14 protein-coding genes are annotated in these 13153 nt (G+C 72.9%); 10 read left to right on the top strand and 4 right to left on the bottom strand.

All coding sequences use genetic code 11. From position 1 onward, the window contains the following. Nucleotides 1-66: 66 nt before the first annotated feature. Nucleotides 67-1212 (bottom strand): CapA family protein, encoded by a 1146-nt coding sequence (locus tag ACFQLX_RS11005; RefSeq protein WP_386414210.1) that lies wholly within the window; start codon nucleotides 1210-1212, stop codon nucleotides 67-69. Between the two features lie 275 nt (nucleotides 1213-1487). Between ACFQLX_RS11005 and ACFQLX_RS11000 the strand changes: the two genes are divergently transcribed. Further along, nucleotides 1488-2279 carry a hypothetical protein gene (locus tag ACFQLX_RS11000; RefSeq protein WP_386414114.1) on the top strand — a complete coding sequence of 264 codons (792 nt, stop codon included), beginning with the start codon at nucleotides 1488-1490 and terminating at the stop codon, nucleotides 2277-2279. Nucleotides 2280-2419: 140 nt separating this feature from the next. Further along, nucleotides 2420-3688: an MDR family MFS transporter gene (locus tag ACFQLX_RS10995; protein WP_386414209.1), complete on the top strand. Its 1269-nt coding sequence runs from the start codon at nucleotides 2420-2422 to the stop codon at nucleotides 3686-3688. Between the two features lie 10 nt (nucleotides 3689-3698). On the opposite strand, the gene ACFQLX_RS10990 is transcribed toward ACFQLX_RS10995, so the two are convergent. Both ACFQLX_RS10990 and mshA read right to left on the bottom strand, forming a co-directional pair. After that, nucleotides 3699-4232 carry a type III secretion system chaperone family protein gene (locus ACFQLX_RS10990; protein WP_386414113.1) on the bottom strand — a complete coding sequence of 178 codons (534 nt, stop codon included), beginning with the start codon at nucleotides 4230-4232 and terminating at the stop codon, nucleotides 3699-3701. Continuing rightward, nucleotides 4222-5613 (bottom strand): D-inositol-3-phosphate glycosyltransferase, encoded by a 1392-nt coding sequence (mshA, locus tag ACFQLX_RS10985; RefSeq protein WP_386414112.1) that lies wholly within the window; start codon nucleotides 5611-5613, stop codon nucleotides 4222-4224. Before mshA ends, ACFQLX_RS10990 begins: the two co-directional genes overlap by 11 nt. A gap of 113 nt (nucleotides 5614-5726) precedes the next feature. Between mshA and ACFQLX_RS10980 the strand changes: the two genes are divergently transcribed. The 5 genes from ACFQLX_RS10980 to ACFQLX_RS10960 all read left to right on the top strand — a co-directional run bounded on the left by ACFQLX_RS10980 (nucleotide 5727) and on the right by ACFQLX_RS10960 (nucleotide 8901). Further along, a complete protein-coding gene (locus ACFQLX_RS10980; protein ID WP_386414111.1) occupies nucleotides 5727-6518 on the top strand; it encodes a class I SAM-dependent methyltransferase in 792 nt (263 codons plus the stop codon). A gap of 59 nt (nucleotides 6519-6577) precedes the next feature. Beyond that, a complete protein-coding gene (locus ACFQLX_RS10975; protein WP_386414110.1) occupies nucleotides 6578-7294 on the top strand; it encodes an LmeA family phospholipid-binding protein in 717 nt (238 codons plus the stop codon). A 195-nt stretch (nucleotides 7295-7489) separates the two neighbouring features. Then, entirely contained in the window at nucleotides 7490-7567 is a 78-nt protein-coding gene (locus ACFQLX_RS10970; RefSeq protein WP_386414207.1) for an Ms5788A family Cys-rich leader peptide, read from the top strand. Between the two features lie 172 nt (nucleotides 7568-7739). Beyond that, complete coding sequence (locus tag ACFQLX_RS10965) at nucleotides 7740-8579, top strand: sulfurtransferase (RefSeq protein ID WP_386414109.1); 840 nt, start codon at nucleotides 7740-7742, stop codon at nucleotides 8577-8579. 34 nt (nucleotides 8580-8613) lie between these two features. Further along, nucleotides 8614-8901, top strand: coding sequence for a DUF1416 domain-containing protein (locus ACFQLX_RS10960; protein ID WP_386414108.1), 288 nt, complete (start codon nucleotides 8614-8616; stop codon nucleotides 8899-8901). A gap of 88 nt (nucleotides 8902-8989) precedes the next feature. Here the strand turns inward: ACFQLX_RS10960 and ACFQLX_RS10955 are convergent, their stop codons facing one another. After that, the gene (locus ACFQLX_RS10955) at nucleotides 8990-9784 is read right to left on the bottom strand and encodes an alpha/beta hydrolase (protein ID WP_386414205.1); all 795 of its coding nucleotides are present in this window, start codon (nucleotides 9782-9784) and stop codon (nucleotides 8990-8992) included. Nucleotides 9785-10211: 427 nt separating this feature from the next. Between ACFQLX_RS10955 and ACFQLX_RS10950 the strand changes: the two genes are divergently transcribed. From ACFQLX_RS10950 to ACFQLX_RS10940, 3 genes are all read left to right on the top strand, one after another. Beyond that, nucleotides 10212-10979, top strand: coding sequence for a response regulator transcription factor (locus tag ACFQLX_RS10950; protein ID WP_386414107.1), 768 nt, complete (start codon nucleotides 10212-10214; stop codon nucleotides 10977-10979). Nucleotides 10980-11055: 76 nt separating this feature from the next. After that, nucleotides 11056-12069: a LacI family DNA-binding transcriptional regulator gene (locus ACFQLX_RS10945; protein WP_386414105.1), complete on the top strand. Its 1014-nt coding sequence runs from the start codon at nucleotides 11056-11058 to the stop codon at nucleotides 12067-12069. Nucleotides 12070-12172: 103 nt separating this feature from the next. Then, on the top strand, nucleotides 12173-13150 hold the full coding sequence (locus ACFQLX_RS10940; protein ID WP_386414103.1) for a S1C family serine protease: 978 nt from the start codon (nucleotides 12173-12175) through the stop codon (nucleotides 13148-13150). Nucleotides 13151-13153 lie beyond the last annotated feature (3 nt).

The raw sequence follows: 13153 nt of genomic DNA, 5'->3' as shown, positions 1-13153 counted from the left end.
TTTCAAGCCAGCACGTGCGACCGCGTCGCCGCACGGATGGTTGCACGTGCGGACGCCGGTGACCGGTCACTCGGACGGCAGCGGGTGCAGGGGGGCGAGGCCGTCGGCCTCGGCGCCCCGGTTGAGCACGGTGCCCTCGGTGCGCTTGAAGGCGAGGCGGAAGCGGGCGCGCTGCTCGGGGGTGAGGTCGTCGCCGGCCAGGGCGAGCGCGACGACCCGCAGCCGGTGCTCGGGGGCGCCGGGCAGCGTGGCGCTCGCCCCGTCGGGGTCGCCCTGCTCGGTGTCGCCCGGGATCTCCGTGAGCGTCGGCTCGTAGCGGGCCGCCACCTCCCACTGCCCGGCGCGCTTGGTGAACTCGAACCAGGCGATCATCCCCTCCTCGGTCAGGCCGATGGGGATGTCGTGGCGGGCCACCTGGTTGCCCAGGCCGTACGCGACCCAGGTGCCGTTCACCTTCTCCATCGGCTGCACCACATGGGCGTGGTGGCCGATGATCAGGTCGATCCCGGTCTCGGCGGTGAGGCGGCGGGCCAGTCTGATCTGCGAGGCGCTCGCGTTCGGCTGCTGCTCGCGGCCCCAGTGGATGCTGAGGATCACGACCTCCGCCCCCGCGTCGCGCGCGGCGCGCTCGGCGCGCTTGATGGCGTCGAAGTCGATCTGGTTGGCCAGCCAGGGCTTGTCGGCCGGAAGGGTGTGGGCGTTGAACCCGTAGGCGTAGGAGAGCTGGGCGACCTTGACGCCCTTGACGTCCATGATCAGGGGGGTGCGCGACTCCTTCTCCGTGCGGAAGGTGCCGGTGTGCTTCACCCCCGCCCGGTCCAGGGTGTCCAGTGTCCGCTTGACCGCCGGGTAGCCGTGGTCGAGGGAGTGGTTGGAGGCCGTGGAGCAGGTGTCGTATCCGACGTTCTTGATCGCCGTCGCGAGCTGCGGCGGCACGAGGAAGTCCGGATAGCTCTGGAAAGGCCCGTCGGCGTCTCCCATCACCGGCTCCAGATGGCAGATACCCAGGTCGGCCTTGCTGATCACCGGCTTGATACCGGCCAGCAGCGGCCTGAAGTCGATCCCCTTCCTCCCCGCCCGCCGGGCGTCCTTGCGGGCCTGGTCGGTCAGCTGCGGGTGGATGAGGAGGTCCCCCGCGGCGGCGACCGTGAAGGAGGGGCCGCCGCCCTGCGCCGCGGAATCGTCCGGCCGCAGCCCGCAGCCCGCGGTCATCCCCGCGACGAGGATGAACACGGCTGCGCACGCACGGGTACGGCCGATCGATCGAACCTGGTCTGTCACCAGAGTATTTTTAACCGACCATGAGTGTATTTCGAAGTCGGTATGTAACAATCCGGACCGCAGGTCTGTCGATAGCTGTGATAGGGGCCCTTGTTGCTCTTCTCACACCCTGGCTGGCGCAACCTGCCGACAAGCCTCCGCTCACGTCCTCCGCGGGCCGCATCGGCGTCGACCTGACCGCGCGGATCGCCGATTTCTCCGCCGGAATGGACCGGGACGCCGGCTACCGGCCGCCCGGTCGCACCGAGCGGGACACGGTCGCCGAGGGCGTCGGCCTCCTGCTCGACGGGGACCGGCCCGCGGCCGAGAAACGGCTCTCCTCGGTGGACTTCGCCGTGCGCACGGTGACGGACCGCGCCTCCGGCCGCCGCTACGCGGAGGTCGCCGACGCCGCCGAGGGCGGGGAGAGCCGGCGCGGCTGGGGACGCGTCTATCTCGAGCTGGGCCAGCGCGCGCGGTGGAGCGTACAGGTCCCGCACCCCTCCTCCGACCTCCACACCGATGTGCTGGGCAGCGCCGTCCTGCGCGGGTCCCGGAACGGCGTGCTGGTGCTGGCGGGCGCCCACCGCCGCGCCGGGAGCGGCGACGCCGCGGACGGCGCGCACCGCGGCGACACCGTCTTCGCGGCCGTCTGCGCCGAACTGCTCGCCCGCAAGCTCCCCGCCCTGCAGCTCCACGGCTTCGCCGACGACTCGGTCCCCGGCTACGAAGCGGTTGTGGCGACCGGCAGCACCTCCCTGGGACGCGGGACCGCGCGGGAGCTGGCCCGCGGGCTGGAACGCGGGGACCTGGCCGTCTGCCGCGCCTGGGCGCACCACTGCAAGCTGGAGGGTCGCGACAACGAGCAGACCCGCGAGGCAGCTCGGGAACGGGTGCCCTTCCTGCACGTGGAGCTTTCCCGGCGCGTCCGCAAGAGCGAGAGGCAGCGGGCGGTCGCGGCCCGGGAGCTGGCCGCGGCGGGGCAGGAGCTGGCCGGGCGCGGGGCGGCCGCCCCGTAGGCAGGCGCGGGGCAGCCGCCCCCGGGCTGCCGCCGGAAATCAGGTGGCCTCCCTCCCGGGCAGGAACGTAAGCTGCGCATGCGTATTTCGACGCTTACTTCTCGGGGGTTGCCTTGTCCGTCCGCTCGCCCATCGACCGGATGGGGTCGGCCCTGCGGGAGAGCGTGCGGGGGCTGCCCCGGGCGTTCTGGTGGCTGTGGACCTCGACGCTGGTGAACCGGCTCGGGGCGTTCGTGGCCACCTTCATGGCCATCTACCTGACCCTGGAGAGCGGTTACTCCGCCTCCTACGCCGGCTTCGTCGTCGCCCTGCACGGGCTCGGCGGGGTCGTCGGCTCGGTCGGGGGCGGGGTGCTCGCCGACCGGCTGGGGCGGCGGCCGACGCTGCTGCTCTCGCAGGGCGCCACCGCCGCGACCGTGACGCTGCTCGGCTTCGTCCAGCAGCCGGCCGCCATCGCCGCCGTCGCCTTCGCCGTGGGGGCGACGTCGAACGCCTCGCGGCCGGCCGTCCAGGCGATGATGGCCGACCTCGTACCGGAGCGCGACCGGGTGCGGGCCTTCTCGCTCAACTACTGGGCCATCAACCTCGGTTTCGCCGTCTCCGCCACCGGCGCGGGCTTCCTCGCCGAGTACAGCTACCGCGCCGGCTTCCTGGTGGAGGGCGCGATGACGCTGCTCTGCGCGGTGCTGGTCTTCGTCAAACTGCCCGAGTCGCGTCCCCCGCACGGCAGTCAGGCCAAGAACGCGGGGGGCGGCGGAAGCGAGGTGGGACTGCGGACCGTCGCCCGCGACCGGCGCTTCATGGGGATGGTCGGGCTGTCCTTCCTGATCTCGCTGGTCTTCTGCCAGGGCGGCCTCACGCTGCCGGTCGCGATGGGCGCCGACGGCTTCACCAGTTCCGACTACGGGCTGGTCGTCGCGGCCAACGGCGTGCTCATCGTGGCCCTGCAGATCCCCCTGACCCGGGCCATCGAGCACCGCGACCCGCGCCGGCTGCTGATCGTCTCGGCGCTGCTGGCCGGTTACGGCTTCGGGCTGACGGCCTTCGCCGGCTCACTGGTGGTGTACGCGCTGACGGTCTGCGTCTGGACGGTCGGCGAGATGATCAACGCGCCCACGCAGGCGGGGCTGGTCGTGCGCCTCTCGCCGGTGCACGGGCGCGGGCGCTACCAGGGCGTGTACTCGATGTCGTGGTCGGTCGCCGCACTGGTCGCCCCGCTGCTCGGCGGCTGGGCCATCGACGCCTTCGGCGCCGGCTGGCTGTGGGCCGCGTGCGCGGTGCTGGGGACGGTGGCGGCGGTGGGGTACGGGCTGCTGGTGCGGGGGCTGCCGGCGTCGGCGCGGGCGGCCGAAGCCGGGCCTGCGGACGCGGAGTCGGAGTCGGAGCGTGCGGCTTCCGTGAAGGGCTAGGCGTCCTTCGTCAGGCGTCCTTCGTCAGGTGGCCGAACGCCTCCAGGTTGCGCGTCGACTCCCCGCGCGCCGTGCGCCAGGCGTACTCCTTGCGGATGGCCGAGGCGAAGCCCAGTTCCAGCAGGGTGTTGAAGCTGCCGTCCGCGTTCTCCAGCACCGTGCCCAGCAGGCGGTCGATCTCCTCGGGGGTGACGGCGGCGAGGGGGAGTTTGCCGACGAGGTAGATGTCGCCGAGCTTGTCGATGGCGTAACCCACGCCGTACAGGCGGGTGTTGCGCTCCAGCAGCCAGCGGTGCACGCCGTCGGCGTTCTCGTCCGGGTGGCGGATGACGAAGGCGTTGACCGACAGGGAGTGCCGGCCGACGATCAGCGAGCAGGTGGTGGAGAGCTTGCGGGTGCCGGGCAACGTGACGACGTAGGCGCCCGGTCGGGGGCTCTCGAAGTCCAGGCCCGCCTCGGTCAGGGTCTTCTCGATGACCGTACGGGCGCGGGCCCCGTCCGTGGCGGGCGGGTCCGGCGGCTCGGGAGACCTGTCAGTGGACATGGCCCGATCGTAGGCGACGGCGCCGCTCGGCGAGCGCCGCGGCGTACACCTCCGCCGTGGCCCGCGCGGTGGCGTCCCAGCCGAAGCCCCGGGCGTGCTCGGCCGCGGCCCGCGACATGCGCGCGGCCAACGGGGCGTCGGCGGCCAGGCGTTGCAGGGCGGTGGCGTAGTCGGCCGGGTCGTGGCCGTCGATCAGCAGGCCGCTCACCCCGTCCCGTACGGCCACGGGCAGCCCGCCGACCGCCGCCGCGACGACCGGTGTGCCGCAGGCCTGCGCCTCGACGGCGACCAGTCCGAAGGACTCCGAGTGCGAGGGCACCACCAGCGCGGAGGCGGCGCGGAACCACAGCGCGAGGCGGTCCTGCCCGACCGGCGGCACGAAGCGCACCACGTCGGAGATGCCCAGCCGCGCCGCCAGCTTCTGCAGCGCCTCGGGCCGCTCCAGCCCGCTGCCGCTGGGGCCGCCCACCACGGGCACCAGCAGCCGGGGGCGCAACCGCGGCTCCCGGCGCAGGAGTTCGGCGGTCGCGTCGAGCAGCACGTGCGGGGCCTTGAGCGGCTGGATGCGCCCGGCGAAGAGCGGGATGAAGGCGTCGGCGGGCAGCCCCAGCGCGGCGCGGGCCCGCGCCCGGCCCGTCTCTATGCCGTCCGGGCCCGGGCTGAAGAGGTCCAGGTTGACGCCGGGGTGCACGACGGCGACCTTCGCCGGGTCGGCGTCGTAGTGGCCGATCAGGTCGCGCGCCTCGTCGTCGGTGTTGGCGATGAGCCGGTCGGCGGCCCGGACGATCTGCGTCTCGCCGATGACGCGGGCGGCCGGGTCGGGGGTGTCGCCGGCGGCGAGGGAGGCGTTCTTGACCTTCGCCATGGTGTGCATGAGATGCACCAGCGGTACGCCCCAGCGCTCGGCGGCCAGCCAGCCGACCTGGCCGGAGAGCCAGTAGTGGGAGTGCACGAGGTCGTAGTAGCCGGGCCGGTGGCCGGCCCAGGCGCGCATCACGCCGTGGGTGAAGGCGCACAGCTGCGCGGGCAGCTCCTCCTTCTTCAGCCCCTCGTACGGGCCGGCGTCGATGTGCCGCACCAGCACCCCGGGCGCCAGCTCGACCGCGGGCGGCAGCGCGGCGGAGGTGGCGCGGGTGAAGACCTCGACCTCGATGCCCTGGGCGGCGAGGCGGCGGGCCAGCTCGACGATGTAGACGTTCATACCGCCCGCGTCGCCCGTACCGGGCTGGTGCAGCGGCGAGGTGTGCACCGAGAGCATCGCGATGCGCCGGGGCCGGCGGGTCGCGGCGCCCAGCACCGCGTCGAGCACGGGCGCGCCCAGCCTGCGCTTGGGAGGCCGCGGAGTCCTGGCGGCGGTGGCGGTGCGGGTGCGCAGGCTCACGGGGTGGGCCCTTCTCGTACGACGACAAAGCTGTGCTGATCCCCCCTCCATGGTGGAACCGGGGACGCGTTCTCCGCATTCCCGCACCCTCAATGCCGCTCTACGCTGGGCTTATGAGTGCTCCCTCCCGCCCGGTCGGCTCGATCACACGCGGGACGACCAACCCCAACCGGCTGCGGCGCATGGACCGCTGGATCGCCGCGGTCCACGGCCGCGCGCTGCGGCTCGCGCAGGCGCCGCTCGCCGTCGACCTCGGGTACGGGGCCGCGCCGTGGACGGCCGTGGAGCTGCTGGCGCGGCTGCGGACCGTGGCGCCCGGGGTGCGGGTGACCGGGGTGGAGATCGACCCGGAGCGCGTCGCGGCCGCGCGCCCGTACGAACGCGCGGGCCTGGACTTCGTGCGCGGCGGCTTCGAGGTCCCCGTCCCGGGCCGCCCCGCGCTGATCCGCGCGGCGAACGTGCTGCGCCAGTACGAGGAGGACGCCGTGGCCGCCGTCTGGGAGCGGCTGTGCGCCCGGCTGGCCCCGGACGGGCTGCTGGTGGAGGGCACCTGCGACGAGATCGGCCGCCGGCACGTCTGGGTCGCGCTCGGCCCCGAGGGCCCGCGCACGGTGACCCTCGCCGCCCGCCTCGCCTCCCTGGGCACCCCTTCCGACCTGGCGGAACGCCTGCCGAAGGCGCTGATCCACCGCAACGTCCCCGGGGAGCCGGTGCACGCCTTCCTCCGCGACTTCGACCGCGCCTGGGCGGCGGCGGCCCCCTACGCCCCCCTGGGCGCGCGCCAGCGCTGGCTGCGCTCGGTGGCGGCGCTGGCGGCGGACTGGCCGGTGGTGGACGGGCCGCGGCGCTGGCGCCAGGGGGAGGTCACGGTGGCGTGGGAGGCCCTCGCCCCGCGTGGGGCGTAAGTGACGGGTGAGGAAGCCGCGTACCGAGGATCGGGCGGCCCGATACCCTTGCCGACATCATGCGCGCACTCCGGATCGGGCTGATCGTCCTCGCTGTCCTCGCCCTCCTCGCCGCGGTCGGCGACCGCGTCGCCGTGCGGCTCGTCCAGGCGGAGGCAGGCGACCGGATCCGCCAGGAGTACGGCCTCTCCGAGTCGCCGGAGATCCGCATCAAGGGCTTCCCCTTCCTCACGCAGGTGCTGGACAAGCGCTTCGAGGAGGTCACCGTCGACCTCAGCGGCATCACGGCCGACGGCGCGAACGGCAGCGACCTGACGCTCGCCCGGGCCGACGCCCGGCTCTACGACCTCCGCGTCCAGGGCGACCGGTGGGACCGCGCCACCGCCGCCCGCGCCGAGGGCCGGGTCCGCTTCGGCTACGAGGACATCTCGCGCGCCCTCCCCGGCGGCGTGGTCACCGTCTCCTACGGCGGAAAGGACGCGGCCGGCGACGGCCTGGTCAAGGCGACGGTCGGCGCCACCTTCTTCGGGGAGAAGGTCGAGAACAGCGCACTGGTGCGGATCAGCGCGGAGGGCGGGAACACCATCCGGCTGCAGACCGTGAAGATCGAGGGGGCGGACGTGGTCCCGGGCCTGGAGGAGCTGCTGCGCAGCCGGCTCGACTACGAGTGGAAGATCACCGACCTCCCCCGCGGACTGCGCCTGGGCGCCGTGGAGATCACCGAAGAGGGAATCACGGTCACGGGCTCGGGCCGCGACGTGGAACTGGCGCCGTAGCGGAGCCCGCCCCCGCCCACCCGTATCAACCACTGAGACCAACGCTCCCAGAACGCGGATACACCGCAGCCGCAGCCGCCCGGCCCCCCGCCGCCGGCCCTCCCCCTCCCATCCACGTCTCATGCCTCAGACGATCTCGTCTCACCATCCGACACACTGATGACAGAAGCGCGCCCCGGTCCCTAGCATCGGACCATGATGCGACAGGCGGATCTCACCAAGCGGCGGGCAGTGGACCTGTGTCGCGTTGCCGCCATGCTCTGTTGCCCGTAAGCCGCCGCCCCCGGTTCCGCGTCCCCAGCCGCTGAACGGCCGCCCGCCGCACGGTGCCTCCCCGCACTCCGCGCCCGCGTCCGGCGGCCCCCGCCATCCCATCCCGCGCGAGCCGCGCGCCGTATCGGCGTGTGCCGCGCGCGCTGCCGCACCTGCCCCGGAGGAGATCCGAATGAGCCGCACTGACGTCCTGGTGGACGCCGACTGGGTCGAGGCCAACCTCGACAACCCCCAGGTCGTGATCGTCGAGGTCGACGAGGACACGTCCGCCTACGAGAAGAACCACATCCGCAACGCGATCCGCATCGACTGGCAGCGCGACCTCCAGGACCCGGTCCGCCGCGACTTCGTCAACCAGGAGCAGTTCGAGGCGCTGCTCTCCGAGCGGGGCATCGCCAACGACTCCACCGTGGTGCTCTACGGCGGCAACAACAACTGGTTCGCCTCGTACGCCTACTGGTACTTCAAGCTCTACGGCCACCAGGACGTCAAGCTCCTCGACGGCGGCCGCAAGAAGTGGGAGCTGGACTCCCGCGACCTGGTCGACGAGGTCCCCGTCCGTGCCGCCACCGCCTACACGGCGCAGCCCCAGGACACCTCGATCCGCGCCTTCCGCGACGAGGTCGTGGCCGCGATCGGCGTCAAGAACCTGGTCGACGTGCGCTCCCCCGACGAGTTCTCCGGCAAGCTGCTCGCCCCCGCGCACCTGCCGCAGGAGCAGTCGCAGCGCCCGGGCCACGTGACCGGCGCCCGCAACATCCCGTGGTCGAAGTCGGCCAACGACGACGGCACCTTCCGCTCCGACGAGGAGCTGACCGCGCTCTACGAGGGCGAGGGCGTCGACCTGGCGAAGGACACCATCGCGTACTGCCGCATCGGCGAGCGCTCGGCGCACACCTGGTTCGTGCTGCACGAGCTGCTGGGCCAGGAGAACGTCAAGAACTACGACGGCTCGTGGACCGAGTACGGCTCGCTGGTCGGCGTGCCGATCGAGCTGGGCCCCGCCAAGTAACCCCTCACCCCACGGACGTAAAGGAATCATCCCCATGTGCGGAGCCAAGGCAGGCGGCCCCGACGCCGCGACCGTCAAGGCCGGCGAGACCACCATCCAGGGCCAGGTGACCCGCGACGGCGAGCCCGTCACGGGCTACGTGCGACTGCTGGACGCCACCGGCGAGTTCACCGCCGAGGTGCCGACCTCGGCGACCGGCCAGTTCCGCTTCTACGCGGCCGAGGGCACGTGGACCCTGCGCGCGCTGGTGCCGGGCGGCACGGCCGACCGCACGGTGGTGGCACAGGAGGGCGGCCTGGCCGAGGTGGCCATCGCCGTCTGAACCACCACCGCCCCAGGACGTACGAGGGCCGGGCGCTCCGCAACGCGGAGCGCCCGGCCCTCGTACACATCTCACCCCCCAGCACGAACTAAGCGGCACTGCCCCCCTGTTGACCCCCCTGCTGATCCCCCACCGCCCACTGCGCCACCCGCTCCAACAGCGCCTCGGGCGCCGCGTTCTCCGCATGCCCGAAACCCGCCTCCACCCACAACTCCGCACCAGGCGCCGCAGCCGCCAGCGAACGGGGGTGGTCCAGCGGAAAGTACGCGTCCCGATCACCGTGGACGATCAGCAGCGGCGCGGTGATCAGCGGAGCCGCCGCGACCGGCGACAGCGGCACGGGATCCCACCGCCGCGCCGCGATCCGCGTACGAAGCGCCACCCGCGAAACCACCCGCCCCACGGGCAGCTCCACGGCCCAGTGCAACCGCCGCATCGGGGCGGTCCCCCGGTAGTACCAGCGCGCGGGAGCGCTCACCGCCACCACCGCATCCGCATGCGCTCCCGTACGCCCCCCGCCATCCCCCCGATGCAGCGCCGCATGCCGCACCACCACGGACCCACCCATCGAAAAGCCCACGGTCACCACCCGCCCGTGCCCCAGCCGCCGCGCCCACGCCACGGCGGCGGCCAGATCCTGAACCTCCAGATCCCCCACGGTCGACCGCCCCCCGGACCGCCCGTGCCCCCGAAACGAAAAAGCAACAACAGGCGCGTACCGCCCGAAAACCTCCACAGCCCGCCGCACAGCAGGCCGATCCACCGACCCGGTGAAACCGTGCGCCACCACAATCGCCGGCACCCCCACCGGCCCCGGCACATAAACCGCCTCGATAGCGGTCCCATCCTCCGCAAGCAGGGTCGTACCCACCCGCGCACCCATAGCGTCAACCACCCACCCACGATAAGTGGCCGCACACCCCTCCCCACGAAGTGAGACAAGCGCAACAGGAAGCCGGCCGACCCAAGTGAGGGGCCCGGAGCGACGACTCCGAAAAGACGCACCGCAACGCAGGCCCCCGACAGAGCAGCAAATCGACCGATGGCAAGTCAATCCCTATGGCTTTTCGGAGTTGTCGCGGAGAGGCCCCGCCCCAGCGACGCAAAGCCCCCCGCCCGCCCCAAAAGCGCGAAGCCCCACCCCACACGAAGAGGCCCCGCCCCCACACAAAGAAGAAACCCCCGTGTCCGCCATGTGACACCCAGCTGCACACCCCCCACCCGTCGGCTATCCTGCTGAACGAAGGACCCGGGCAACGATGCCCCCGGGTCCTTTCGTGCTTCAAAACGCGCCAGACCGGAGGAGCCCCATGAGCTCGCTGCTGCTGCTGACGAACGCCCTCCAGCCCTCGACGGAGGTGCTGCCCGCACTGGGCCTGCTCCTGCACAACGTCCGGGTAGCGCCCGCCGAGGGCCCCGCCCTCATCGACACCCCCGGCGCGGACGCCATCCTCATCGACGGCCGCCGCGACCTCCCCCAGGTCCGCAGCCTCTGCCAGCTCCTGCGCTCCACGGGCCCCGGCTGCCCGCTGCTCCTGGTGGTCACCGAGGGCGGCCTCGCCGCCGTCACCGCCGACTGGGGAATCGACGACGTGCTGCTGGACACCGCGGGCCCGGCCGAGGTCGAGGCCCGCCTGCGCCTCGCGCTGGGGCGCCAGTCCGCCCCCGCCGACGACAGCCCGATGGAGATCCGCAACGGCGACCTCTCCGTCGACGAGGCCACGTACTCCGCGAAGCTCAAGGGCCGCGTGCTGGACCTGACCTTCAAGGAGTTCGAGCTGCTGAAGTACCTCGCGCAGCACCCGGGCCGCGTCTTCACCCGCGCCCAACTGCTGCAGGAGGTCTGGGGCTACGACTACTTCGGCGGCACCCGCACGGTCGACGTCCACGTCCGCCGGCTGCGCGCCAAGCTCGGCGTGGAGCACGAGTCGCTGATCGGCACCGTGCGCAACGTGGGCTACCGCTTCGTGGCGCCCGAGAAGCCGGAGCCGGCCGCCCCCTCGCCCGCCGACGCCGCCACGGCCGAGGCGGAGTCGGTGGTCAGGCGTGCCGTCGAGCGCTCCGTCCGCCGCCCCTGACGCCCTTTCGGCCGGGCTTGTCCGGCCTTGATCACCCCTCTGGGGGAGTCCGTGCAATCCGCGTAGACTGCCCCGCGTGGCCAAGGTGACGCGTGACGATGTGGCACGGCTCGCGGGGACCTCGACCGCGGTCGTGAGCTATGTGATCAACAACGGACCCCGTCCGGTGGCCCCGGCCACCCGCGAGCGGGTCCTCGCGGCGATCACGGAGCTGGGCTACCGCCCCGACCGCGTGGCGCAGGCGATGGCCTCGCGGCGTACGGACCTCATAGGCATGATCGTCCCCGACGCGCGCCAGCCCTTCTTCGCGGAGATGGCGCACGCCGTCGAACAGGCCGCCGCCGAGCGCGGCAAGATGGTCCTCGTCGGCAACTCCGACTACCTCGACGAGCGCGAGATCCACTATCTGCGGGCCTTCCTCGGTATGCGCGTCTCCGGCCTGATCCTGGTCAGCCAGGGGCCGTCCGACGCCGCCGCGGCGGAGCTGGACGCGGCCGACGCCCGCGTGGTGCTGCTGCACGAACGCCGGGACTCCGCCGAGGACTTCGTGGTCGTCACGGACGACATCGGCGGCGCGCAGCTCGCCACCCGGCACCTGCTGGAGCACGGGCACCCGTACGTGGCGTGCCTGGGCGGCATGGCCGGGACGCCGGTGGTCGGCGACCCGGTCACCGACCACGTCCAGGGCTGGGAGCGCGCGATGCAGGAGGCCGGCCTGTCCACCCAGGGGCGCCTCTTCCAGGCCCCGTACAACCGCTACGACGCCTACCACGTCGCCCTGGACCTGCTGGCCGGCCCGGACCGGCCCCCCGCGATCTTCTGCAGTACGGACGACCAGGCCATCGGCGTGCTGCGGGCGGCGCGCGAGTTGCGTATCGACGTCCCCGGCGAGCTGGCCGTGGCCGGCTTCGACGACGTCAAGGAGGCGGCGCTCACCGATCCGCCGCTGACGACGGTCGCCTCGGACCGGCCGTCGATGGCGCGGGCGGCGGTGGACCTCCTCCTGGACGACGCGCGGCCGATGTCGCGACGCGAGCGGACCCGGCAGTTCCCGAGCGCGCTGGTGGTACGGCAGTCCTGCGGCTGCTGAACGGGGCGGCACGAAGCGTCTTTACATAGGGCATACAGCCTTCTGCCGGACTTCTCAGCCTCTCCTCAGAGTCCTCTCATCCGCAGCGCGGAGAGTCGCCGGTATGAGTGATACGCAGAACTGGCCGGCCCCCGACCCCCGTCACCGCGCCCCCGAGGCGCCCCCTGCCGCTCCCCCCGCCCTGCCCCCGGCGCCGCCCGCGCCGCCCGCGCCGCCCGCCCCGAGCCGCCGCCCCGTGACCCTCTTCGCCGCCGTCGCCCTGGTCGCCGCGCTGGCCGGCGGCGGCACCGCCGCCCTCGTAAGCCAGTGGACCGGCGACGACGGCCCCGCGAGCAGCGCGTACAACAGCGCCATCGGCTCCCCCGCCTCCTCGGCCAAGGGTGCCTCCGGCGTCTCCGCCGTCGCCAAGGCCGTCTCCCCCAGCGTCGTGGAGATCAAGGCCGCCGGGCAGCGCGGCCAGGCCACCGGCTCCGGGGTGGTCGTCACCGCCGACGGCGAGATCGTCACCAACAACCACGTCGTCTCCGGCGCCCAGGAGATCACCGTCCGCTTCAGCGACGGCTCCACCGCCCGCGCCGAGGTCCTCGGCACGGACCCGGACAACGACCTCGCGCTCATCAAGGCGGTCGGCAGGAGCGGTCTGAAGGCGGCCGTGCTCGGCGACTCCGACGCGGTGGACGTCGGCGACGAGGTCGTCGCCATCGGCTCCCCCGAGGGCCTGACCGGCACCGTCACCAGCGGCATCGTCTCCGCCAAGAACCGCGACGTCACCGTGCGGAAGGACCAGGACCAGCAGCAGCAGAGCCCCCGCCAGGAGTGGCCCTTCGGCTTCGGCGGCGAGGAGTACAACGGCGACCTCGGCTCCGGCGCGACCACCACGTACAAGGCCCTGCAGACCGACGCCTCCATCAACCCCGGCAACTCCGGCGGACCGCTGGTCGACCTGGACGGCCGGGTCGTCGGCATCAACTCCGCGATCTACTCCGCCGGCAGCGGTGCGGACGCCGGCAGTGTGGGCCTGGGCTTCGCCATCCCCGTGAACGACGTCAAGGCCTTCGTCGGGAAGCTGCGGGACAATTGATCC

The organism is Streptomyces polyrhachis (genome assembly GCF_042663125.1).
Classification (GTDB): Bacteria; Actinomycetota; Actinomycetes; order Streptomycetales; family Streptomycetaceae; genus Streptomyces; species Streptomyces polyrhachii.
The sequence above is the reverse complement of the archived record's forward strand: the minus strand, read 5'-3'. Positions and strand labels throughout refer to the sequence as shown.

What these genes read in the sequence shown, in the direction of transcription:
- ACFQLX_RS11005 (WP_386414210.1), bottom strand. Translation starts at nt 1,212, where the DNA reads ATGACCGCGGGCTGCGGGCTGCGGCCGGACGATTCCGCGGCGCAGGGC.
- ACFQLX_RS11000 (WP_386414114.1), top strand. Translation starts at nt 1,488, where the DNA reads ATGGACCGGGACGCCGGCTACCGGCCGCCCGGTCGCACCGAGCGGGAC.
- ACFQLX_RS10995 (WP_386414209.1), top strand. Translation starts at nt 2,420, where the DNA reads ATGGGGTCGGCCCTGCGGGAGAGCGTGCGGGGGCTGCCCCGGGCGTTC.
- ACFQLX_RS10990 (WP_386414113.1), bottom strand. Translation starts at nt 4,232, where the DNA reads ATGTCCACTGACAGGTCTCCCGAGCCGCCGGACCCGCCCGCCACGGAC.
- ACFQLX_RS10980 (WP_386414111.1), top strand. Translation starts at nt 5,727, where the DNA reads ATGAGTGCTCCCTCCCGCCCGGTCGGCTCGATCACACGCGGGACGACC.
- ACFQLX_RS10975 (WP_386414110.1), top strand. Translation starts at nt 6,578, where the DNA reads ATGCGCGCACTCCGGATCGGGCTGATCGTCCTCGCTGTCCTCGCCCTC.
- ACFQLX_RS10970 (WP_386414207.1), top strand. Translation starts at nt 7,490, where the DNA reads ATGATGCGACAGGCGGATCTCACCAAGCGGCGGGCAGTGGACCTGTGT.
- ACFQLX_RS10965 (WP_386414109.1), top strand. Translation starts at nt 7,740, where the DNA reads ATGAGCCGCACTGACGTCCTGGTGGACGCCGACTGGGTCGAGGCCAAC.
- ACFQLX_RS10960 (WP_386414108.1), top strand. Translation starts at nt 8,614, where the DNA reads ATGTGCGGAGCCAAGGCAGGCGGCCCCGACGCCGCGACCGTCAAGGCC.
- ACFQLX_RS10955 (WP_386414205.1), bottom strand. Translation starts at nt 9,784, where the DNA reads ATGGGTGCGCGGGTGGGTACGACCCTGCTTGCGGAGGATGGGACCGCT.
- ACFQLX_RS10950 (WP_386414107.1), top strand. Translation starts at nt 10,212, where the DNA reads ATGAGCTCGCTGCTGCTGCTGACGAACGCCCTCCAGCCCTCGACGGAG.
- ACFQLX_RS10940 (WP_386414103.1), top strand. Translation starts at nt 12,173, where the DNA reads ATGAGTGATACGCAGAACTGGCCGGCCCCCGACCCCCGTCACCGCGCC.